General features: G+C 38.9%; 21 protein-coding genes. 17 read left to right on the top strand and 4 right to left on the bottom strand.

Translation table 11 applies throughout. The annotated features are described in order from the left end of the window. The first annotated feature begins 190 nt into the window (after nt 1-190). From abc-f to IGJ14_RS12240, 9 genes are all read left to right on the top strand, one after another. Complete coding sequence (abc-f, locus tag IGJ14_RS12280; RefSeq protein WP_195273340.1) at nt 191-1,663, top strand: ribosomal protection-like ABC-F family protein; 1,473 nt, start codon at nt 191-193, stop codon at nt 1,661-1,663. Between the two features lie 295 nt (nt 1,664-1,958). Continuing rightward, nucleotides 1,959-3,998: a BglG family transcription antiterminator gene (locus IGJ14_RS12275; protein ID WP_104775741.1), complete on the top strand. Its 2,040-nt coding sequence runs from the start codon at nt 1,959-1,961 to the stop codon at nt 3,996-3,998. Beyond that, nucleotides 3,995-4,276: a PTS sugar transporter subunit IIB gene (locus tag IGJ14_RS12270; protein ID WP_010734248.1), complete on the top strand. Its 282-nt coding sequence runs from the start codon at nt 3,995-3,997 to the stop codon at nt 4,274-4,276. Before IGJ14_RS12275 ends, IGJ14_RS12270 begins: the two co-directional genes overlap by 4 nt. A 27-nt stretch (nt 4,277-4,303) precedes the next feature. Continuing rightward, a complete protein-coding gene (locus tag IGJ14_RS12265; protein ID WP_104775740.1) occupies nt 4,304-5,668 on the top strand; it encodes a PTS ascorbate transporter subunit IIC in 1,365 nt (454 codons plus the stop codon). A 12-nt stretch (nt 5,669-5,680) separates the two neighbouring features. Next, nucleotides 5,681-6,538: a transketolase gene (locus tag IGJ14_RS12260; protein ID WP_195273339.1), complete on the top strand. Its 858-nt coding sequence runs from the start codon at nt 5,681-5,683 to the stop codon at nt 6,536-6,538. 3 nt (nt 6,539-6,541) lie between these two features. Beyond that, nucleotides 6,542-7,489, top strand: a complete 948-nt coding sequence (locus tag IGJ14_RS12255; RefSeq protein ID WP_195273338.1) for a transketolase family protein — start codon at nt 6,542-6,544, stop codon at nt 7,487-7,489. 368 nt (nt 7,490-7,857) lie between these two features. Continuing rightward, entirely contained in the window at nt 7,858-8,124 is a 267-nt protein-coding gene (locus tag IGJ14_RS12250; RefSeq protein WP_195273337.1) for a hypothetical protein, read from the top strand. A 360-nt stretch (nt 8,125-8,484) separates the two neighbouring features. Beyond that, nucleotides 8,485-9,078, top strand: a complete 594-nt coding sequence (locus tag IGJ14_RS12245) for an RICIN domain-containing protein (RefSeq protein WP_065096655.1) — start codon at nt 8,485-8,487, stop codon at nt 9,076-9,078. Between the two features lie 74 nt (nt 9,079-9,152). Next, complete coding sequence (locus IGJ14_RS12240; protein ID WP_195273336.1) at nt 9,153-9,752, top strand: RICIN domain-containing protein; 600 nt, start codon at nt 9,153-9,155, stop codon at nt 9,750-9,752. A gap of 100 nt (nt 9,753-9,852) precedes the next feature. Here the strand turns inward: IGJ14_RS12240 and IGJ14_RS12235 are convergent, their stop codons facing one another. Together IGJ14_RS12235 and IGJ14_RS12230 are read right to left on the bottom strand one after the other, a co-directional pair. Beyond that, nucleotides 9,853-10,521: a DsbA family protein gene (locus IGJ14_RS12235; RefSeq protein WP_023520411.1), complete on the bottom strand. Its 669-nt coding sequence runs from the start codon at nt 10,519-10,521 to the stop codon at nt 9,853-9,855. 114 nt (nt 10,522-10,635) lie between these two features. Further along, nucleotides 10,636-11,211 (bottom strand): CYTH domain-containing protein, encoded by a 576-nt coding sequence (locus tag IGJ14_RS12230; protein ID WP_065096658.1) that lies wholly within the window; start codon nt 11,209-11,211, stop codon nt 10,636-10,638. A gap of 130 nt (nt 11,212-11,341) precedes the next feature. Here IGJ14_RS12230 and IGJ14_RS12225 point away from each other — a divergent pair, with 130 nt between their 5' ends. From IGJ14_RS12225 to mgtE, 4 genes are read left to right on the top strand one after another with little or no spacing between them, the layout of a single operon-like run. After that, a complete protein-coding gene (locus IGJ14_RS12225) occupies nt 11,342-12,046 on the top strand; it encodes a GTP pyrophosphokinase (RefSeq protein ID WP_019722324.1) in 705 nt (234 codons plus the stop codon). Continuing rightward, nucleotides 12,024-12,821, top strand: coding sequence for an NAD kinase (locus IGJ14_RS12220; RefSeq protein WP_010734258.1), 798 nt, complete (start codon nt 12,024-12,026; stop codon nt 12,819-12,821). The genes IGJ14_RS12225 and IGJ14_RS12220 overlap by 23 nt, the downstream gene beginning before the upstream one ends. 2 nt (nt 12,822-12,823) lie before the next feature. Further along, complete coding sequence (locus tag IGJ14_RS12215; protein ID WP_065096659.1) at nt 12,824-13,723, top strand: RluA family pseudouridine synthase; 900 nt, start codon at nt 12,824-12,826, stop codon at nt 13,721-13,723. A gap of 17 nt (nt 13,724-13,740) precedes the next feature. Further along, nucleotides 13,741-15,102, top strand: a complete 1,362-nt coding sequence (mgtE, locus tag IGJ14_RS12210) for a magnesium transporter (protein ID WP_071866467.1) — start codon at nt 13,741-13,743, stop codon at nt 15,100-15,102. A gap of 63 nt (nt 15,103-15,165) precedes the next feature. Here mgtE and IGJ14_RS12205 read toward each other — a convergent pair whose 3' ends face one another. After that, nucleotides 15,166-15,807, bottom strand: a complete 642-nt coding sequence (locus IGJ14_RS12205) for a copper homeostasis protein CutC (RefSeq protein ID WP_023520410.1) — start codon at nt 15,805-15,807, stop codon at nt 15,166-15,168. Nucleotides 15,808-16,000: 193 nt separating this feature from the next. Here IGJ14_RS12205 and IGJ14_RS12200 point away from each other — a divergent pair, with 193 nt between their 5' ends. The 4 genes from IGJ14_RS12200 to recD2 all read left to right on the top strand — a co-directional run bounded on the left by IGJ14_RS12200 (nt 16,001) and on the right by recD2 (nt 21,135). After that, nucleotides 16,001-16,858, top strand: coding sequence for a methyltransferase domain-containing protein (locus IGJ14_RS12200; protein ID WP_195273335.1), 858 nt, complete (start codon nt 16,001-16,003; stop codon nt 16,856-16,858). Between the two features lie 229 nt (nt 16,859-17,087). After that, the gene (locus tag IGJ14_RS12195; protein WP_010734263.1) at nt 17,088-17,591 is read left to right on the top strand and encodes a tRNA (cytidine(34)-2'-O)-methyltransferase; all 504 of its coding nucleotides are present in this window, start codon (nt 17,088-17,090) and stop codon (nt 17,589-17,591) included. 325 nt (nt 17,592-17,916) lie between these two features. Further along, the gene (locus IGJ14_RS12190) at nt 17,917-18,570 is read left to right on the top strand and encodes a histidine phosphatase family protein (RefSeq protein WP_195273334.1); all 654 of its coding nucleotides are present in this window, start codon (nt 17,917-17,919) and stop codon (nt 18,568-18,570) included. A gap of 18 nt (nt 18,571-18,588) precedes the next feature. Next, nucleotides 18,589-21,135 carry an SF1B family DNA helicase RecD2 gene (gene recD2 / locus IGJ14_RS12185; RefSeq protein WP_195273333.1) on the top strand — a complete coding sequence of 849 codons (2,547 nt, stop codon included), beginning with the start codon at nt 18,589-18,591 and terminating at the stop codon, nt 21,133-21,135. A 118-nt stretch (nt 21,136-21,253) separates the two neighbouring features. On the opposite strand, the gene IGJ14_RS12180 is transcribed toward recD2, so the two are convergent. Next, nucleotides 21,254-22,258 (bottom strand): diacylglycerol/lipid kinase family protein, encoded by a 1,005-nt coding sequence (locus IGJ14_RS12180; RefSeq protein ID WP_195273332.1) that lies wholly within the window; start codon nt 22,256-22,258, stop codon nt 21,254-21,256. Between the last annotated feature and the right edge of the window lie 82 nt (nt 22,259-22,340).

Below are 22,340 nucleotides of genomic sequence, written 5' to 3'. Positions count from 1 at the left end.
GATCAAGTATTTTTAAACAATTAATTGAATCGTTTAAAAACAACTTGTAAATGACAATTCACGGGAACTTTGCTTTTTTCTATGCTTTTTTAGTATGGACAAAATTCTTGAAGAAGCAGTCTTTCACAGGCTGCTTCTTTTTTGTGTTTCCGTTAGAAGGATGTTCATTTGCACAAAAGGAGTGCAAACAATGGAAGCATTAGCAATGCTATTAAAAGAGATTGAGATTACGTATAACGGAAAAGAAGTATTAACAATCAATGAGCAAGCGATTTATGAGAATGCGCGGATCGGTATCGTCGGAGATAATGGTAGCGGGAAATCGACGTTACTTAAATTATTAGCTGGAGAAATCCTACCAGAAAAAGGAAGAGTAGATCGAAGGATTGATTTTAAATATTTTGCACAGATCGATACCGTTAGTCAGCATCTAGTCGAAGAAATCGATTTGGAGTTACTCAGCCGTTTCCGAGTTCCCAATCAAATGGCTCACTTTAGTGGTGGTGAAGAAACGAAATATCGTTTGACACAAGTATTATCTACGTACACGACAGGTTTGTTGTTAGATGAACCAACCACTCATTTAGATCAACGAAGCGTGCAAATGTTGATTGAAGAACTTCGGTATTATTATGGAACCTTAGTTTTTGTTAGCCATGATCGCTTATTTCTCAATGAATTAGCTGACAAAATATGGGAAGTATCGGGACATACGATCAAAGAATATACAGGGAATTATGATGATTATGTAAAGCAAAAAGAACAAGAAGTAATTGCTCAAGAAAGAGCGTATGATGACTATTTGAGAGAACGTAAAAAATTAGAAAACAGCATGATCAAAAAAGAGCAACAAGCCAAAAAAATGGCACAATCTTCCAATCAAAAAAGCAGAAGTAATAAAAACAGTCGGAAACCTGATCGTTTGTCAGGAACAAAACAAAAAGAAAGTGGTCAAAAAGGGATAATGAAAGCGGCGAAGTCAATGGAGAAACGTTTAGAAAAATTAACGGAAGTCGCAAGAGTACAAAAAAAGCATCCGATTGATTTCCCGCAGTCAGAAACAACTGTTTTACACAATAAGTTCCCAGTCGTAGGTGAATCAGTGACGATCCATTATGATGAAAAAATCCTGCTTGATGAAGTTAACTTTGCCTTCGCACTAGGGAAAAATATCGCGATTATTGGATCGAATGGCAGTGGGAAATCTAGTTTATTACGACACATCTTACAGCATAAAAATGGAGTGAAGCTTAGTCCCAAAGTTACTTTTGCTGTCTATGAGCAAAGGGATTATCACTATGTTGAGGATCTGACCGTTCTACAGTATTTGATGCGTCAGACCGAATATCCAGAAAGTTTGATCCGAAGTATGCTACACCATTTAAGCTTTTCACCGGAGACTATCCAACAATCAGTTTGTTCGTTAAGTGGAGGAGAAGCTACACGGCTGTCACTAGCAACCTTGTTTGCTAAGCCTTCCAACATATTGATTCTAGATGAACCGACTAATTTTATTGATCTGCGGACAATGAATGCGCTAGAGTATTTTTTGAAACAATATCATGGAACTGTTTTGTTTACCTCGCATGACCCTTATTTTGTTCAACAAGTGGCAGATCAAGTCTATGAAATAAAGGATCGAAAACTGATTCAACGAGATTGAATCAGCGTAAAACGAGCTTGCTATTGTTGCTAAGTGAGAGTTAAAGGGAGTACCAAAATAGGCAACTGAAATAAGCAGTGAAATCCGGAAATCGTTTTTCCTATTTTGGGATTTCGCTGTTTCTTTTTGCAAGATTTTTTTCTGGTGACTTACTTTTTTTATTTTAATTTTAATACACGGCTGCGTCGTTGACTCTGTTCGGTCCATCAAAATGGAAAAAGCACGAGTCAAATTGGGTTGAAGTGTGATAGCGTTTCCAGTAAAAAGTCATTATAGTTGAAATGGGGGGACGGGGATGATCAATTACCGCTTGAGTTATCTGTTTGAGGAAACGAACAGACAAAAATTGATAAAACTGACGAACTTGGAGGAAGAGACTCTAAAAATAGAATTAACAAAAATCAATCATTTTTGTGACAAAAAGCTAGGGCAAAAAATAAATATCTCTGGAGAGGAGGTACTGGTTCCAGAGGTGATTCGACGACGATGGTCTGAAGTCCTCTTCGAAGTGTCAAAACAGGAACTATATTTTTCTGAAGAGGAAAGACAAGCCATGATCTATCTTCTTGCCTTTTCGATGGTTGATGACTTATCTGTTTATTATTTTCAAGAATTATTCAATGTAAGTAAGAATACAGTTTTAAAAGATGTCAGAAATTTAAGAATGAAACTCCAAGAGGAAGACATTCGCCTGATTTATTCGAGAAAAAAAGGCTTCTACATAGATGGCGCTGAACTTGATGTTCGCCGCGTAGCTTATTCAACTGTGGGAGTACTAACAGACACCAAGAACGGCCACTGGTTACTTTTTGAAGGGATCTATGGCATTTCTAGAACGAATTATGTTGTGGTGAGAGACCGCCTGCTTCGTATTTTAGAGGAATTTGATTTAATCATCGTTCCTAGTCGTTTTGAGGAAATGTTGTATTTTATTAGTTTTTTATTGTCACGGATCACAAAAAAAGCAGTTTTTCTAACTGAAAAAGACAAAGAGATGCTGACCTCTTTGAATGTCTATCAAGCAAGCAAAAAATTTTTAACAGATTTTGGTCAAATCAAAAATCAAGTAGAAGAAGAGTGCTATTTGACTGTGCTGTTAAAGACTGTTTTACAAGGCGATATCGAGGATCACTCTGTAGAATTTTTATTGGAATGTGCAAGAGAGGTTATCCATGAGATGGAACGTTTATCCGCTGTCCGGTTTGTTGACTATCGGAAATTATTGATGAATTTCTTTTATCATCTTGTTCCCGCTTATTTTCGTATCCGCTATCGATTCACATTGAATAATGTGTTGATCGATGAAATCAAAACCCAATATCGAGAATTATTTGAATTGACTCGTTTAGCGCTTTATCCACTCAAACAATTAGTTGGCGAGATTCCGGATACAGAAATTGGTTATTTTACGATTTTATTTGGTGGAGAGATCAGAAAACAAAAGGAGCGACATCATTACCAACGATTAAAGGCGATGATCGTCTGCCCGAGTGGCATCAGCTCTGGCTTGATCATGGAATCGGAATTACAAGAGCTATTTCCACAAATCGAATTTTTGCCGGCACGATCAACAGAAGAATATCAGATGCTTCGTTTTTCGGAAGACATTGATATGGTGTTTTCCAGTGTCCCACTAAAAACACCGGTGACCAGTTATGTTGTGAAACCCATCATGACTCCTTTAGAAAAAAATGAATTAGTTAAAAAGGTCCAACAAGCATTTTATGTTTCAGAAAGAGGTGTGCATTCGATCGAAGAAATTTTGGAAGTGATTTTTCCATATATTGATTTGAAAGAGGGAATGACAAAGAGGAAACTGCGACAGATCGTCGAGAGAAAAATAAACAAAGAATTGAACAGAAGGGAAGATCAACGGCCGATGTTATCAGAATTATTAACAAAAGAAACCATACAATTTACGGACAAACAACTGACATGGCAAGAAGCCATCACCGAGGCAGCTCAGCCTTTGTTAACGACCAATAAAATCGAAGAAAAGTATGTGGGGGCGATGATCGAAAAGGTCATTGAACATGGGCCCTTTATCCATATTGGAAAAGGAATTGCTTTGCCTCATGCACGACCAGAAGATGGAGTAAAAGAAATTGGGATGTCATTACTGAAGGTAACTGATCCAGTCTTATTGAGCGACGATGAAAAACATCCCATCCAATTATTTATCTGTTTAGCAGCAGTGGACAACGAGATGCACTTGAAAGCTTTAGCTAGCTTGACGAAAATTTTGTCGAATAAAGAACGTTTAGCGTCATTACTCGAAGCGAAAGATGTAGAAGAAATCATTCATGTGATCAAAGAAGGGGAAGATGAAAAATGAAATTTGCAGCAGTATGTGGTTCAGGATTAGGATCAAGTTTTATGGTGGAGATGAATATCAATTCAGTATTAAATGATCTAGGGGTAAGTGGAGTGGAAGTTGCTCATTACGATCTAGGAAGTGCAGCACCAGAATTAGCAGATGTCTTTTTTATCGGTAGAGATTTAGCAGATAGCGCACAACATTTAGGTGAAATCGTCGTGTTGGAGAGTATCATCGATCTAGATGAATTGAAAGAAAAAGTAGCGGAGACATGTAGACAAAAAGGATTACTATAAAAAATTTTTTTGGGGGAGGAAAAATAAATGAATAGTATTTTAGATCTATTGATTGATATTGCGAGTACACCAGCAATCTTAGTGGCATTGATTGCTGTATTGGGGAATATGTTGCAGAAAAAAGATGTGGCAACGACTGTTAAAGGCGGAATCAAGACCTTTGTAGGATTTCTGGTTGTGACAGCTGGCGCAGGGGTCATAGAAAGTTCGTTGGCGCCATTTGGAGAAATGTTTCAAGTCGCATTCAATATGCAAGGAGTTGTTCCTAATAACGAAGCGATCGTAGCGTTAGCTCTAACTACCTATGGAACATATACAGCACTTATTATGTTAGCGGGGATGGCATTCAATATTTTGATTGCGAGAATCACTCGGTACAAGTACATTTATTTGACAGGGCATGCAACGTTATACATGGCATGTATGATTGCAGTCATTTTAAGTGTAACAGGAATGAGTACGTTTAGTCTGGTTTTATTCGGTGGGTTAGCACTAGGCATCTGTAATACGATTTTTCCAGCAATCGCACAACCGTTTACACGTCAAATCACAAAAAATGACTCTGTAGCTTTAGGTCATACAGGGAACTTTGGCTACGCTTTGAGTGGCTTGATCGGTAAATATGTTGGAAATAAAGAAAAATCAACAGAAGACATCAATTTTCCTAAAGGGTTAGCTTTTTTACGTGACTCAACAGTAAGTATCACGATTACGATGGCAATCGTCTATGTGATCGTTGCGTTGTTTGCCGGAAGTGACTATATTACTACCACATTGAGCGATGGCACGAATTACATTATTTATGCTTTACAACAAGCGGGTTCATTTGCCGCAGGTGTTTTTGTGATCTTAGCCGGTGTACGTTTGATTTTAGCTGAAATCGTTCCTGCATTTAAAGGAATTTCTGAAAAATTAGTACCGAATTCGATTCCAGCGTTGGATTGTCCAATCGTGTTTCCTTATGCACCAAATGCCGTATTGATTGGCTTTTTAACAAGTTTTGTTGGTGGATTAGTTAGTTTAGTGATCATGGTCTTTACCGGGACAACAGTGATCATTCCTGGCGTAGTTCCTCATTTCTTCTGTGGCGCGACAGCCGGTGTTTATGGAAATGCCACTGGGGGCGTACGTGGCGCGGTCATCGGTTCCTTTATCCACGGGATCATCATTAGCTTCATGCCGATCTTGTTGATGCCAGTAATGGGCGATCTTGGGTTCCAAGGTTCGACTTTCTCAGATACAGATTATGGTGTTTCAGGAATCTTTTTAGGAAACTTAGCAAATATGGGCGGACAAATTGCAGTTATTTCTGGTGTGGTCGCTGTACTTGCTGTTTTGATCGGTTTGACACTTTTAAAGAAAAGTAAAAAATCAGATACAGTCGCAGAGTAAGGGGGTATCATTTTGACCATCAAGGAAGAGCAGCTAAAAGAACTGGAATTATTAGCAACTAAAATACGATTAGATACATTGATCAGTATCAAACATATGGGGCAAGGGCATTTAGGTGGTTCATTTTCGATCGTTGAGTTGTTAGCCGTCTTATACGGTAAGCAGATGAAGGTCGATCCTAAAAATCCACAATGGGAAGAACGCGATCGGTTGGTCTTATCTAAAGGACACGCAGGAGCTGGGTTATACAGTGCTTTAGCAAATGTTGGTTATTTTGACAAAGAATGGTTACTGACGATCAATGAAGGTGGAACAAGACTGCCTTCTCATCCGGATCGCCAAAAAACACCTGGTGTTGATGCAACTACAGGTTCTTTAGGTCAAGGGACTTCAATGGCTGCGGGGATCGCTACAGGATTTAAACACGCTAAAAAAGATAACTATGTGTACTTGATCGTGGGAGATGGAGAGTTGAATGAAGGCCAATGTTGGGAAGCATTCCAATATATCGCTCATTTTAAATTAAACCATTGCATCGTGATCATCGATGATAATAAGAAGCAATTAGATGGAGAAACAAAGGACATCCTTGACCCGTTCGATTTACAGAAAAAAATGGAAGCATTCGGTTTCTATACCTTAAAAGTAAAAGGTTCCGATATACAAGCCATTGATGCTGCAATCAACGAATGTAAAGAAGTGACGGATCAAGCAGTTTGTATTGTACTTGATAGCGTGAAGGGACAAGGGGTTCCATATTTTGAAACTTTAGACGCGAATCATTCCGTGAAATTCAATACGGAACAAGTCAATCAAGCAGCAGATCAAGCAATCCAAACATTAGAAGAAAAAATCGAGAGGATGCGATAAGGGATGTTCCATTTAACTAAATCGACAGCGATCGAAAAAGAATTACGAACTTGTGTCGTGGAAACCATCAATGAATTGATGAGAAAAGACGAGAAAGTCATTGCGTTAGATGCTGATCTAGGTTCTGCAAGTGGTTGGACAGCAATTGGAAAGGAACACCCTGACCGCTTTATCAATATGGGGATCGCCGAAGCAAATATGGTTGGTGTCGCAGCAGGATTAAGTTTGTCGGGGTACACGCCATTTATCCATACTTTCGGTCCATTTGCGACACGTCGGGTATTTGATCAACTATTTATTTCAGGTGGCTACGGCGGGAATACCATCAATATTTATGGTTCAGATCCGGGATTTGCTGCAGGGCACAATGGGGGAACTCATACGACTTGGGAGGACGTGGCCTTAATGAAAGCCATCCCTCATTCCGTAGTATGTGATGCGGCAGATGACGTACAAATGGCATGGATCATCAAAGAATTTCATCAAATGTCAGGCATCCATTATGTACGAGGAAATCGTAAAGGCGTCACGCCTGTTTATGAGAAAGGTTCAACGTTTGTATTAGGCAAAGGAAATGTCTTGCGTAAAGGAACGGATTATCTGCTGATTGCGGCAGGGCAACTCGTTTCTGAAACATTGCAAGTAGCCGAACAATTGATGGAAGAAGGAATCAGCTGTGAAGTGATCGATATGTTTACCATCAAACCGATTGATCGAGAGTTGATCCTCAGTGAAGCAATTGGTAAGAAAAAAATCGTAACCATTGAGAATCACTCGATTACTGGCGGCTTAGGTAGTTCAGTCGCTGAAGTTCTTGCAGAAGAAGGGATTGGCGTTCCTCTGAAACGAATCGGTGTCAATGAACGTTTTGGTCAAGTTGGCACACCAGATTTCTTACAACAAGAATTTGGGTTGGATGTTGCGGGGATTAAAAAGCAAATGATGGAATAAGTCAGCGTATTGACTACGATTATTTGCAATCGAAAAGGAGTAACGAAGGGGCAACCCTTTTTTACTCCTTTTTTGAGTTGACGATCCATTAGTAGTACAATGGATTTGTATAGGATAAACATGTTGTCTTATGTTATAAATGTGAGGAGATGAAGGGGTGTTGATTAACAATAAAGGACGAGGATAAGGAGATGATTCATTACCAACTATAGGTTTTCTAATTAGAACGAAACATGTACATATATTTTTTGATTTTGTTATTTAGAGGTAAAATGGATTTCTGGTTAGAGCATAAAAAAATTTTATTGACCGATTATGGAAACAAAAAGAGAAACCCGATCAATAAATATTAGATGGAGGAACAGAAATTGTCGAAATCAACAAAAAATATCCTTATAGTAGGATTAGGTGTTGCTATGTATTTATTTACTGCGTATGTTTATAAGCATGTGAGCGTGTTTGCAGAGCCATTGGATCAATTGTATCAATCGGATTCTGCCGTCGTTCAAGGGTTTGCCAATTTGATGATCTTCCTATTATTTACTCCTGCACTGAGAATCATTAGTCTTCTTATCTGCTTGCTTTTACTCGTTGTTGTGAATAAAAAAAGAAAGTCGAGTCATTCTGCTGTTTAAGGAAGTTAGTCCGGCAGTGTGTATTATTTATAACTTAATAGAAGTAATTAGAGAATTGTAGGTGTTTCAAATAGCCGACGATTCTCTTTTTTATACAGTTGGCAAACAATATATTTTTATGTTTAATAATAAAAATAAAAAAACATAAAAAGATTCATAGTAAATTTACTTTTTATTGTGCGTGAAAAAGCAAAAATAGCCTATAAAACAAGCGCTTTTTATTATAATTAACGCACTTATTAAATAAAAAATAAATAGTGTTGTATTACCACTCAAAATAAATTTACTAAATAAAAACATGGCATACTGTGTTCAACAAATCGATTTGTATCAAACAAAAAACAAAAAGGAGAACAAAAAATGAAAGTGTTCACAAAATTAATGGTAGGAGCATTTGTAGCAACGGCATTAGGAGTAGTCGGAGGAAGTCAAACAGTCTCGGCAGATTTGGATCAAACCATACCAGGTTCTAATGTTGCGGACGCCTTTAAAAATAAAGTGGTGAGAATTGAAAGTGCAATGGATTTGGACAGGGCGTTGGATTGGGATCAATCTAATCTTGACCAAGTAATCATGTACAATAATACTGGCTCATGGAATCAAAAATGGAATATGTTTTATGATTCTAGTGCTGATACATATACTATCTCAACTGATCCTCACCAGATCAATGGCTATATCAGATCAGCAGAATTGGCTGTATCTGACAAAGTTTTTGACAGTAAAGGAAATCCAAAGATTGCTACGACTGGATTAAAAGTAAATTGGAAACTTTACAGAGTAGGCGATGCTGTGGGTGCGGGTGTTTATGTTTTAAAAAATGCTGAATCAGGTAAAGTATTAGATCTGGAAAATGGTAGCCCGTACGACACGAAAGGCCTAGTGGCACGTGAAGGACAAGGTACTGGAACTGCTAGTCAACGATTTGTTCTTAGAGTAGTGGGCAACCTTTGATCCTTAGCTAGCTTTATTTCATTTAAATTGAAGAAAAACAAAAAAAAGACAAAAAACAAAAAGGGGAATAAAAAATGAAAGTGTTCACAAAATTAATGGTAGGAGCGTTTGTAATAACGACATTAGGAGTAATCGGAGGAAGTCAGACTGTCTCGGCAGGCATAGAAGAAAATATACCAGGATCTAATGTTGCTAACTACTTTAACAACAAAGTTGTAACGATTCAAAGTGAAATGAATAGAGGGAGGGTATTGGATTGGGATCAAAGTAATTTAGACCAAGTGATTATGTACAGTAATGCTACCTCATGGAATCAAAAATGGAATATGTTTTATAATTTTGCTACTGAGACGTACACTCTCTCAACTGATGCTCATCAGTTCAACGGATTTATCAAATCAGCATCCTTATCTGTATCTGAAAAATCTTTTGATAGCAAAGGAAATCCAAGAATTGCAACGACAGGTCTAAATTCAAATTGGCGATTGTATAAAGTAGGTGTAGATGATCTTTTAGGTGATGGACTTTTTGTATTACAAAATATTGAAACAGGTAAAGTACTGGATATTGAAAATGGCACTCCTTCACAAGGTCAGAAATTAGTTGCTACCGAAGGAGAGGGACGTGGTACATCAAGTCAAAGGTTCCGTATTCATGTTGTAGGAAATGTTTAACCATAAACATATATTTGATTTAAAAAAATAGTAAAAAAGACATAAAACAGTTTACCTTGTTTTGTGTCTTTTTATTTTGTGTGATACACACATCTATGATTTAATTTGAAAGCAAAGATAAATGGCTATTTCCGGAATGAAGTTGTGGATTCGTTGCTTGCAATGGATGGCTTTCAAACAGCTGATAGCTGTCTTCTTTTCCTTGACAGATCGCCATAATTTGGCGAACACTGTTCATGCCTTCAACTAATACTCCAAAATTTTGTTCACGATTATAATTATAAACAACAGCAGATGGATGTTTCTTTATTCCCATTTCACGGGCCATTTTTTGGTCTGAGAAAAATGCTTCTTTGACAAATTCAGATTGTCGATCTTCTTTGAACATATTTAGATCTCCAATTTCTGAAAAAATCGATTCAGAAAGCTGTTGAGAATATGGAATTTTTTTACAACTGACTGCTTCTTGTAATCGGCTAAGAAATTGTCTTCCTTTTTTCTTTCCTTGAAAATGCGCAGCTTTGCAATCTAATGCGGCTGAATAAGTAATGGAAAATAGTTTGTTGCGCTCTTCAAGATTAGTTTGAGAAATCCCGTTAGTCTGCATGACATCCCCGATTGTCTGCAAGTTAACTAGTGGTAGAAAACGAAACTGTACTTTGTCTTTCGGCTTCTTTCCATATTCCTCATCAATAAATTGAACGAGCTGTTGCTCTAAATGAAAGCAGTTTTTCCCCAATGGATTAACAAAAAAATAGATTTCGATCATACGAATCTCCCCCAAATTAGATTCTATGCAAATCATGAATAATATTCACAACGTATAACTTACCAGAAAATCCCGAAAAAATGAACTCATGAGCCTTATGAAAATGATAGAGTTCTAATTTTTGGCCTCAAACATTCGTTGGATTTTATTTTTTGAAGGATGATAAGGAATCCCTTGACGTTGAAGGAAGTGCTCAAATGCTACTTTTCCACTGGCAGCATCAGTGACTTCTAATTCTAATTCATAATCGTGAAGCTGCTCCCCCCAACTTTCGTCAATGGCTAACAAGCCTTCATCAATAGTAAATTCAACACGCTTTGTCGTCAGTTCGCCAATTTTGAATAATTGCTTGGAATCAATTGATAGCTCATGAAGTTTTTGAAAAACAGCACCCGTTCGTGGCAGTATCTGTTCCTCGATCATTTTAGTGGCTTCTTGGAGCGTATAGGTGTCTGTTGTTTCCAATTTTCCTTCTGTAGTTGGTGTTTTTAATGTGTACTCCGCATAGGTATCTAATAAGCGGATACGTAACCCACAACCACGCTGTTTTAATTGGAAATCAGGCGTATCATAATAAATATTGGTTTGGATATGGAAGGATTCCGTTGTAAGTTGATAGTGCGAAAGCAAACGCGTGTAATCTTCCTTAGTTAGCAATGTTTTAAATTCGATCTCTAACATTTCAGTCATTGGCTTCGCCCCTTTTCTTTTATTTTGCCTAATTTTTTGATTTTGGTCAACTTCAAAGACAGAAGGTGCAAAAAAACTATGTTTATATGTTAGAATATCTATGAATGTTAACAAAGTAGAGGTATAGATTATGGAACGAGACTGGGAAGAGTTTTTAGCACCTTACGAACAAACAGTATCAGAATTAAAAGTAAAACTAAGAGGAATACGTAAACAATTTAGAGAACAAAATCGCCATGTCCCAATCGAGTTTGTGACGGGGCGGGTCAAACCGGTAGAAAGCATCGTTACCAAGTCTCAATTGCGTCATATCCCAATGGCGCGTTTAGAGGAAGAAATGTCAGATATTGCTGGGTTAAGAATCATGTGTCAATTTGTAGAAGATATCCATCAAGTGGTTGAGATCATCCGTAACCGAAAAGATATGAAAGTATTACAGGAACGGGATTATATCACCAATAAAAAAGCGAGTGGGTATCGCTCGTATCATTTAGTGATCGAATATCCAGTCCAATTGATCAGTGGTGAAAAGAAGATCTTAGCAGAAATTCAAATTCGAACGTTAGCGATGAACTTTTGGGCAACGATCGAACATTCGTTGAATTATAAATACCAAGGTGTATTTCCGGAAGAAATGAGTGAACGATTACAACGTGCAGCAGAAGCCGCGTATCAACTCGACGAAGAAATGTCGAATATCCGTGAAGAGATCCAAGAAGCACAACGGTTATTCTCACATGGCAGAGGCAAATCTGAAGATGCCTATTATCGCTCATTGATCAATCAAGAGAATAAACATGAGGAGGCAAAAGATGAAGGTAGCGATCGTTCATAACAAGGAACCAAAAACATTAGCAGTCACCGAACGATTGAAAAATCTTTTGGCTCAAGCAAATATCAAGATCGATGATCAACAACCAGAGTTAGTGATTTCAGTTGGCGGGGATGGGACGCTTTTAGCCGCGTTCCATCAATTTAGCCATGCTTTGAACGATGTGCGCTTTTTAGGCGTCCATACAGGTCATTTAGGCTTTTATACGGACTGGCGAGACTATGAATTAGAAGAACTAGTCGATAGCCTGAAAACCAATCGTGAACAAAGTGTCAGCTACCCATTGTTAGATGTTCGAATCAGCTATTTAGATGATAAACCTGATCAACATTTTTTTGCTTTGAATGAGTCAACGATCAAGCGTTCTAACCGAACGATGGTAGCAGATGTATATATCAAGAACGAACTATTTGAAAGCTTCCGTGGTGATGGTTTGGCGTTGTCTACGCCTACAGGATCGACTGCGTATAATAAGAGTGTTGGTGGGGCTGTGATCCATCCAAGTATCAATGCGTTTCAATTAGCAGAGATAGCTTCATTGAATAACCGCGTTTTTCGTACGCTAGGTGCGCCGATGGTCATTGCTCAAGATGAATGGGTGGAGATCCGTTTAGAGAATACCGCAGATTATTTGGTGACGATCGATCAATTGGACGTTTCAAAAAATAATATACGAGCCATTTATTATCGCATCGCAGAAGAAAGAATCCACTTTGCTTCTTATCGACATATGCATTTTTGGCACCGTGTCAAAGATGCCTTTATTGGTGAGGTTTAGCAATGGAGTTCACATGGATCTATGAAAAAGAGCAAGCGCAACAAGTGAAATATTTTTTGAAAGAAAAAGGAATCTCCAAGGGACTACTAGCGAAAGTCAAGTTTCAAGGCGGCACGATCATGGTCAATGATCAGGTTGAGAACGTCTTGTTTTCTTTGACTCAAAATGATAAGGTAACCATTGTGATCCCAGCAGAAGGCGAGCACGAAACGGTTCTGTTAGACGAAACGCCGATCGTGATCGTTTATGAGGACGATCATATCTTAGTCGTCAATAAACCAGCTGGAATATCCTCGATACCGGCACAGTACCATCCTAACGGTACGATGGCGAATCGAGTAAAAGCTTATTATAAACAACAAGGCTATGAAAATCAGGTGATCCATGTAGTGACTAGACTGGATCGTGATACTTCAGGATTGATGCTTTTTGCAAAGCATGGCTTTGCTCATGCAAAATTGGACGTACAGCTTCGTGAAAAGAAGTTCGTCAAAAAATATCAAGCTTTAGTCAGCGGTGATGTGGATAAGTTGAACGTGCATGGGCAGATCGATTTACCAATTGCTCGTGATATGACATCATTATTAAAACGTAAAGTTTCTTCTACGGGGAAAAGTGCGCAGACGGAATACTGGTTGGAGAACAGGTCAGCAGAGATTGCACTCGTTGATATCCAATTGCATACGGGACGCACACATCAGATCAGAGTGCATTTTTCTGCGATCGGGTGTCCTCTTTTAGGCGATGACATGTATGGGGGAAGAATGGATCTAGGCATAGCTAGACAGGCCTTGCATTGTTATGACTTACGGTTTTATCATCCATTTACAGAAAAATTATTAGAATTCAAACAGCCTTTAGCAAAAGATATGGCAACAATAGTGAAACGATTTGAAGATTAAGGTGAGGTGAGATTGGTTTGGACGAAAATCAAGAATTAGAGGAAAGATTTGCCCAGTTAGCTCAAGATCTAAGAGAAAACAATATTCAGGATTTTAGAAATAACTTCTTGGAGATGCATATCTACGAACAGGGGCAATTCTATCAATCCCTTAAGGAAGCAGATCGTCAACAGATTTATACCTATCTTTCGCCAAAGGAATTGGCGGATATGTTCGATGTCATTGAAGAAGATAACGAATATATGAAGGAATATTTAGCAGAAATGCGTCCTAGTTATGCCGCGGAAATGCTCTCAGAGATGTATACCGATAACGCGGTCGATTTGTTGAATACTTTAGATAAGAAACAAGTGGCGAAATATCTTAGTTTGATGACAGCAGAAGATGCGAGTGAGATCAAAGACCTCTTGCATTATGAAGATGAAACGGCTGGGGCGATCATGACGACCGAATTTATTTCGATCGTTGCGAATCAAACTGTTCGTTCGGCGATGTATGTCTTGAAAAATGAAGCAGATGTGGCAGAAACGATCTATTACATTTATGTAGTCAATCAGGACAATCAACTTGTTGGGGTTATCTCGTTGCGTGATTTGATCGTCAATGATGATGATGCGATGATCTCTGATTTGATGAGTGAACGGGTATTATCTGTTCACGTAGGCGATGACCAAGAAGATGTGGCACAAACTTTCCGTGACTACGACTTTCTTGCGTTGCCTGTCACGGATTATGATGATCATTTATTAGGGATTGTGACTGTCGATGATATCATCGACGTTATCGATGATGAAGCCGCGAGTGACTATTCTGGACTAGCGGGGGTCAACGTCGAAGAAATCAATGAGAATCCAGTGAAATCAGCTTCTCGCCGCTTACCTTGGTTGATCACTTTATTATTTTTAGGTATGTCAACTGCCTCTTTGATCAGTCATTATGAAGAATTGGTCAGTGAAGCAAGTATTTTAGCTGTCTTTATTTCTTTGATCACAGGAACGGCTGGAAATGCCGGTACACAATCGTTAGCGGTCGCTGTACGTCGCCTAGCGATTTCAGATGAAAAAGATCAGGGCTTTGTTCGGTTGATCGTGGCGGAAGTATTGACGGGTTTAGTGACCGGCGCTGTGACTGGCCTAACGATCTTCTTGATCGTAGGATTTTGGAAGCAGAACTTTATTCTAGGCTTTGTTATCGGTATTGCGATGCTATTTGCGATCACAGTGGCAAATCTTGCGGGAAGTTTGATCCCGATGTTGATGGATCGTTTAGGCTTTGACCCTGCCGTTGCCAGTGGGCCATTTATTACGACCTTGAGTGACTTGACCAGTGTATTGATCTATTTCAATATCGCTTCGTTGTTTATGGGGTATTTTATGTAAGTTAATAGAGTAAAATAAGCGAAACGATTCTTATCTCAGACAAGAGTCGTTTCGCTTATTTTTTTATTCAGATAAAGGAACGATTTTGGTACCGTGGACTTCGTGGACTCCTAAAGCATCAGCAACTACTTGTGCATTTTCTGAAGTGATACCACCACCAGGTAAAATGATGATTCGACCGTCTGCATGAGCGATCAACTGTTTTAAGTGTGCAAAATTATCTTCGATGTTTGTACCGGCAACACCGCCATGTGTCAAGATACGATGAACGCCATGTTCAACCAACCAATCGATGGCTTCGTATTGACGTTCTTGAGGAATCGCATCAAACGCCATGTGGAAGGTGATCTGTAGGCCTTCTGCGGAGTCGATCAAGACTTCCAGTGCTTCTTCATCTAACCAACCAGAAGGAGTCAAGCAACCGATCACTACACCATCAGTTCCTAGTTTTTTGGCTTCAATCAAGTCAGTGTGCATGATTTTCAATTCGATATCATTATAAACAAAATCGCCACCACGTGGTCGGATGATCGTCATGACAGGTACACTTTTTTCATTAGCGTAGCTCAAGACTTCTTCAATGACACCAGTACTTGGTGTAGTGCCACCTACTGCTAGGTTGTCACATAATTCGATCCGATTGGCTCCATTTGCGATGGCTAACGGGATCGATGTATAATTCTCCGCACAAAATTCTTTGATCATATTCTTGCTCCTTTATTATGTCTACTTTTGTTGAAATTATACCATAGTTTTTACAGTTGCTAAAGCGCTCTTCAAACGGTAAGATGAAGGGGATAGCATGATAGGCAACATCGGATAACGAATGTTTTTAAAGAAAGTTTTTTATCTTTATATGACTATCTCACTACGTATTTTAAAGGAATGAATAATCACTATGTTAAAGAAAATAGACCAGAGTCGACTATTTTTATCAGAGAATGCCCAAATGTTCCGTTGCCCGTTATGTCAAGCATCCTTTTTATCGACCACGAATGGGCTTATTTGCCAAAAGAATCATCGTTTTGATTTATCTAAAAAGGGAACGTTGTATTTTTTATCTCACGCAATCAAAACCGAATATGATCAAGGTATGTTTGCTCCAAGAAGACGAATGATCCAATCAGGTATGTATCAACCATTGATCGAACAGTTAGCTCAGCATCTACCAAGTGATGCGACTGTCCTAGATGTCGGTTGTGGAGAAGGGAGCTTTTTGGCGGCCATCGATCAATTACAACCATTAAAACAAGCAATTGGCTTTGATATCGCGAAAGAAGGTGTCTATGCAGCCACTGAACAGCCGATGCAAGCATTTTGGTGTGTCGCGGATTTAACGAATTTGCCTTTTGCGGATCAACAATTTTCGACGATATTGAATATTTTCTCGCCTTCTCACTATCAAGAGTTTCAGCGAGTACTTGCAGATGACGGCATGGTATTAAAAGTCGTTCCACAATCAGGCTATTTAAAAGAATTACGCCAAGCTTTTTATCCAGATCAGCCAGAAAAACATCATTATTCTAACGAACGTGTTGTTGACAAATTCATGGAATCAATGGCGTCAGTGGAACGTCAACGTGTGACGTATGAATTTACGATTCCTGAAGAAAATCGCCGTGATCTCTTGGCAATGTCGCCATTAGAATGGCAAGTAGCAAAAGAAATAAAAGAGGCTCTGATGGAAGAACCCCTTAGAAAAATTACAATTGACGTAGAATTGTTAAAAGGAAATAAGAGAAAACGATTCCAATAAGAATATTATAGAGTTAAGGTTGCAAAAAGCGTTTAATGGTGATATAGTAGCAACAAGTTGTTTTTTCATTGGTTTTTATCAGGTTCCTGTTCTGATAAAAGATAGTGAAAAGAGCTTCACTAACGTAACGACTCGCAGTGACTGACACCGAGTTGATACGTTTTTTTTTATGCAAAAATCAAGATTTAGTCTAAAATGGATTTCACATATACATGAGAGGATGAATAGTATGAACCACATCGTTTTATTTGAACCTTTGATTCCAGCAAACACAGGAAACATTGCACGAACATGTGCAGCGACCAACACACCGTTACACTTGATCGAACCACTAGGATTTTCAACAGATGATAAACAGCTGAAACGAGCGGGGCTTGATTATTGGCATGATGTGGATATCACGTATCATGCAGATCTACCAGCATTTATGGCTTACTTAGGCGATAGAAAGTTACATTTGATCTCCAAATTTGCGAATAAAGTATACAGCGATGAAAACTTTGCAGATGGCGAAGAGCATTTCTTTTTGTTTGGGAAAGAAACAACTGGATTACCGGAACCCTTTATGCGCGAGCATGAAGAAAAATGCTTACGTATCCCTATGAATGACACACACGTCCGTTCATTGAATCTATCGAATACAGCGGCAATGATCGTGTATGAGGCATTGCGTCAACAAGGTTTCCCAAATTTAGAGTTAACACATCATTACGAAAATGATAAGCTAGACTAAAGGTTGTAAAGAGAGGTTTCGCTCCTATTAAGAAGACGAAGTTGAGAAAATAGTTTCTCTTGCTGCTCAACCTTCGTTTTGATGGAGTAGGAGCTTCCTTTTGCATCCCCTTGATCGAGGGTGTGGATGAAGTATATTTCGTGAACATCGCTGATCGAAAACAAGACTACATAAAGGATAGCACAGTTTTTTTACAGTCGATTTTAGCGATATTCAATTGGCGAAAGCCTCTATTTTTTAGAAACAAGCTTTTCTACACGGTCCAACGGGAAAATCCTATATGATAGTATATATATACAAGTACGGAGTGAGGAGTCTAACATCTATGGAACTATACTTTACAAGACATGGTAAAACGGAATGGAATCTTGAAAGACGCTTTCAAGGAAGCCAAGGAGACTCACCGTTGTTACCTCAAAGCTATGAGGAGATCAAGACATTCGGCCAACTGGTCAAGTCTGTTCCTTTTGAAGCTATTTATTGCAGTACGGCAAAACGTGCAAGAGATACAGCAAAAGGGATCAATCAAGAATTGGACCATCCGACAGAAATCATTTATACAGATAAATTAAGAGAATTAGGTTTAGGAAAACTGGAAGGACAGTCGATCGAAGAGATGTACAAAAAATTTCCAGAGAACTTACCTAATTTACGAAATCATTTAGATAAATATGATCCAACACCTTTTGAAGGAGAGCCGATCACCGAAGCAATCACGCGGATCGAAGCCGTTGTTGCGGATGCAGTCTGTCAACATCAAGGGCCTATTCTATTTGTAGGGCATGGTGCCTCTTTAACTGCTGCGATCCAGTGGATGACTGGTAAAGAATTAAGTCAGTTACGAGAAATGGGCGGTTTATTCAATAGTAGCTTGACGATTTTAGAAACAGGAGAACCAAACAATCTGTTACCATATGACCTTAAAGTATGGAATCAGGTGGATTTTTTAGGTAATGGACAGCCAGAGCCTTTACTATAAATAAAGGAGGCGGCCTCGATGGAGCCAGAAGAAATGCCTTATTTTGTCGGCACAGTTGCCGCTATCTTTTTTCAAAATCCTAGTAATTTTTATAAAGTATTGCTCATTCAAGTCAGTGAAACAAGTGTTGATTATCGGGAAAAAGAAATTGTCGCAACTGGTAGTTTTGGCGATATCCAAGAGAACGAAGTGTATCGTTTTTATGGTGAGCTAGTTGATCATCCCAAATATGGCAGACAGTTGAAAGTAGAGCGTTACGAACAGGAAAAGCCGACGACAGCCAACGGGATCGTCAACTACCTATCAAGTGACAAGTTTCCCGGTATCGGAAAAAAAACCGCAGAGAAAATCGTGGAACTGCTTGGTGAAGATGCGATTGAAAAAATCATCGAAGATCCTGCGCAATTGCAACAGATTTCAGGTTTAACGAAGCCAAAAAGAGAAATGATTGCTGAAACGATCCGTTTGAATCATGGAATGGATCAAGTGATCATGGGGTTGAACCGTTACGGATTTGGGAGTCAATTAGCCTTTAGTATCTATCAAGCTTACAAAAATGAAGCGTTGGATATCATTCAAGAAAATCCTTACCAATTAGTCGAAGAGATTGAAGGAATCGGCTTTAAACGTGCAGATAACTTAGCTGAACAAATCGGCATTGCTGCTGACTCGCCACGACGCATCAGAGCAGCGATCTTGCACCAGATTTTCCAACAGGCGATCCAAACCGGTGATACCTATGTGCCTGCTGAATCTTTATTGCAGCAGACGATCAAAATCTTGGAATCAAGTCGTCCAATCGAAATCGAACCGGATCAAGTAGCGACTGTCATTATTCAGTTAGTGGAAGAGGGAAAGATCCAACAAGAAGAAACGAATCTATATGAAAATAGTTTGTATTTTTCTGAATGGGGGATCGGTAATTCGATCCAACGCTTGCTGAGTCGAAAAAAGGAAATCAAGTACGAAACAAAGGAAATTAAAAAGAATATTCGACGAATTGAGAAAATGTTTGGTATCCAGTATGGGGATTCACAAGAAGAAGCGATTTCTGAAGCGATTCGCTCACCACTATTTATCTTGACTGGTGGTCCAGGAACTGGAAAAACTACAGTGATCAATGGCATCGTTCATCTGTTTGCAGAGTTAAACGGCTTAGATCTTGATCCGACGAAATATACCCAAGAGATTTTTCCGATCCTCTTAGCTGCACCTACAGGACGGGCTGCTAAACGGATGAATGAAACGACTGGCTTGCCAGCTAGTACGATCCACCGGCTTTTAGGTTTGAATGGTCGTGAGAAAACCCCTTCGATCAGTACGAAGGAATTAGACGGTGGCTTATTGATCGTCGATGAAATGTCGATGGTTGATACATGGTTGGCCAATACACTGTTCAAGGCGATCCCTACGAATATGCAAGTGATCTTAGTAGGGGACAAGGATCAGCTACCATCAGTAGGTCCTGGGCAAGTCTTGCATGATCTATTAGAAATCGATCAAATCCCTAAAATCGAATTGAATCAGATCTATCGTCAAGGCGATGGCTCAAGTATCATTCCTTTGGCTCATGAGATCAAAGAAGGAAGATTGCCAGCAGATTTTACGAAAAATCAAAAGGATCGCTCTTTCTTTGCAAGTGATGCGTACCAAATCGAACCATTGATTTCTAAAATCGTGGAAAAGGCGAAAAACAAAGGATTTACTGCACAAGATATTCAAGTGTTGGCACCGATGTATCGCGGTGCCGCTGGTATCGATGCCTTGAATAAAATGATGCAAAATATTTTCAATCCAGGCGGTGGGAATCGGAAAGAAGTTCACTGGAATGATACAGTTTATCGAATCGGAGATAAAGTACTCCATTTGGTCAATACGCCAGAATTGAATGTGTTCAATGGTGACATGGGAGTGATCACGGGGATCATCTTAGCGAAAGATTCGGAAGATAAAGTGGACGAACTTGTCATCCAATTTGATGCCAATGAAGTGAGTTACAAACGAAATGAATGGAATAAGATCACCCTGTCTTATTGTTGCTCGATCCATAAATCCCAAGGTAGCGAGTTTAAGATGGTGATTTTGCCGATGGTCCATCAATACCAGCGAATGCTTCAACGAAATCTATTGTATACAGCGGTTACTCGTAGTAAGGAATTATTGATTTTGTTAGGGGAAGAGCAAGCGTATTTGACATGTGCAAAAAACGAATCCGCTGTTCGATTGACGACACTGAAAAAGCGGATCGAAGACAATGAAATGACCCTTAATCTACGTACGAAATTAGCCGCCTATGAAGATTCCTTGACAGGTGATGATCCATTTGAAGAAGGAACGTATTCGGCAGCCATTGAACAAGTAACTGAGCCAACAAAACAAATAGAGGACCGTAAAGAGGCAACTGATCAAGCACAGGAAGTTTCGCTTTTTGCTGTTGAAGAAGAAAAAAATGAAGTGAAAGAAGCTGAAATGCCAAAATTACCTGAAAACTATATTCTCACAACCGAAGCTGTGGAACAGCAATGGATTGATCCGATGATTGGTATGGAAAACATCCGACCATAAATAGGAAACGTAAGTTGGAAGTATGAAGCATCAGCCAAAAAAAGCCACCCGAAACGCTATCTTTTCGGGTGGCTTTTCATTGGAATGGTAGACGATCCACCAGAAAAGCATACATGGATCAAGAGGTTGGCTGTTCTTCGCTCATTACTATTTTTTCACACCACAATAACTGTGTGTTATTTGTTAGTTGTAAATCAAACGATTGTTTTTCTAAATCTTCTCCATCTTCTTGACCATATTGGGGAATAGTAGAAACAATTCTAAGTTTGCTTGTTGTATAGTGATGGAAATACTTCGAGTGCATTTGCTTCTTCTGTAATAATAAAAGAAGCAACCAAGCGATTTTAAATAGATTTACTCGTTCGACAACCACGAAGTCGATAGTTGGCTTGGTTACATCTGCAGTAGGAACAATCGATACTCCTCCACCAAAATAAGGATGATTAGTTGCCGTACATAGAAAGGCTTTTTTAAAATTCACACGTTTCCCACCAATATCTACAAGAATCGGAAAGCCTTTTTGTGAGAAAAGAACATATAGTAAAGAAAAAATATAAGAAAGCGATCCTAAATTATACTTATTCAATCGTTTTTTTGCATTGGAATGATTCGTAGTATGAACGATTGCTGCATCTAAACCAATCCCAAAATTATTGAGTGCCAGCCCTTCGCGATCGTTTACTTTTTCTTCATAATGCAACACATTGATTTTTTGTGGTTCTTTGGTTGCTAAAATCGTTTCTAAAGCTTTTTCTGGATCTCTACTTAACCCAATCCCACGAGCAAAGTCATTGCCTGAGCCGGCTGGTATGAAACCGACAGGAAACGAGACGCATAAATGATGAAACGTATTTAGAACCTGATGTAGTGTACCATCTCCTCCAATGACGATGAGAAGCGGGTACCATCCGATAGTATCAGCATTTATATCCTCTCCCCATTCAATGAGGGTTTCTTTGGCTAAGCGTTCGGCTATAAGTGTATCGTGTCCTTTGTATTCACTATAGTGAACCGTATAGGAAAGTTTCTTTTTTTCAAAAATTGGTAAAATCTTATCTGCTGTTTTCTTTCCGTTTCCGCTACCAGCAGCTTGGTTGATTAATAGGTGATAATGAAAATTCATTTTTTCCTCCTGGAATGCACCAAAGTATCGAGTACTTGAGTTGAGAAAACAAGTCTTGTCGGGCTCCTTCATGAGTTCTCAT

It is taken from the genome of Enterococcus sp. DIV1304_2, from assembly GCF_050555445.1.
Lineage (GTDB): Bacteria > Bacillota > Bacilli > Lactobacillales > Enterococcaceae > Enterococcus_B > Enterococcus_B pernyi.
Note: the sequence above shows the minus strand (reverse complement) of the source record. Positions and strands in the feature narration are given on the sequence as shown.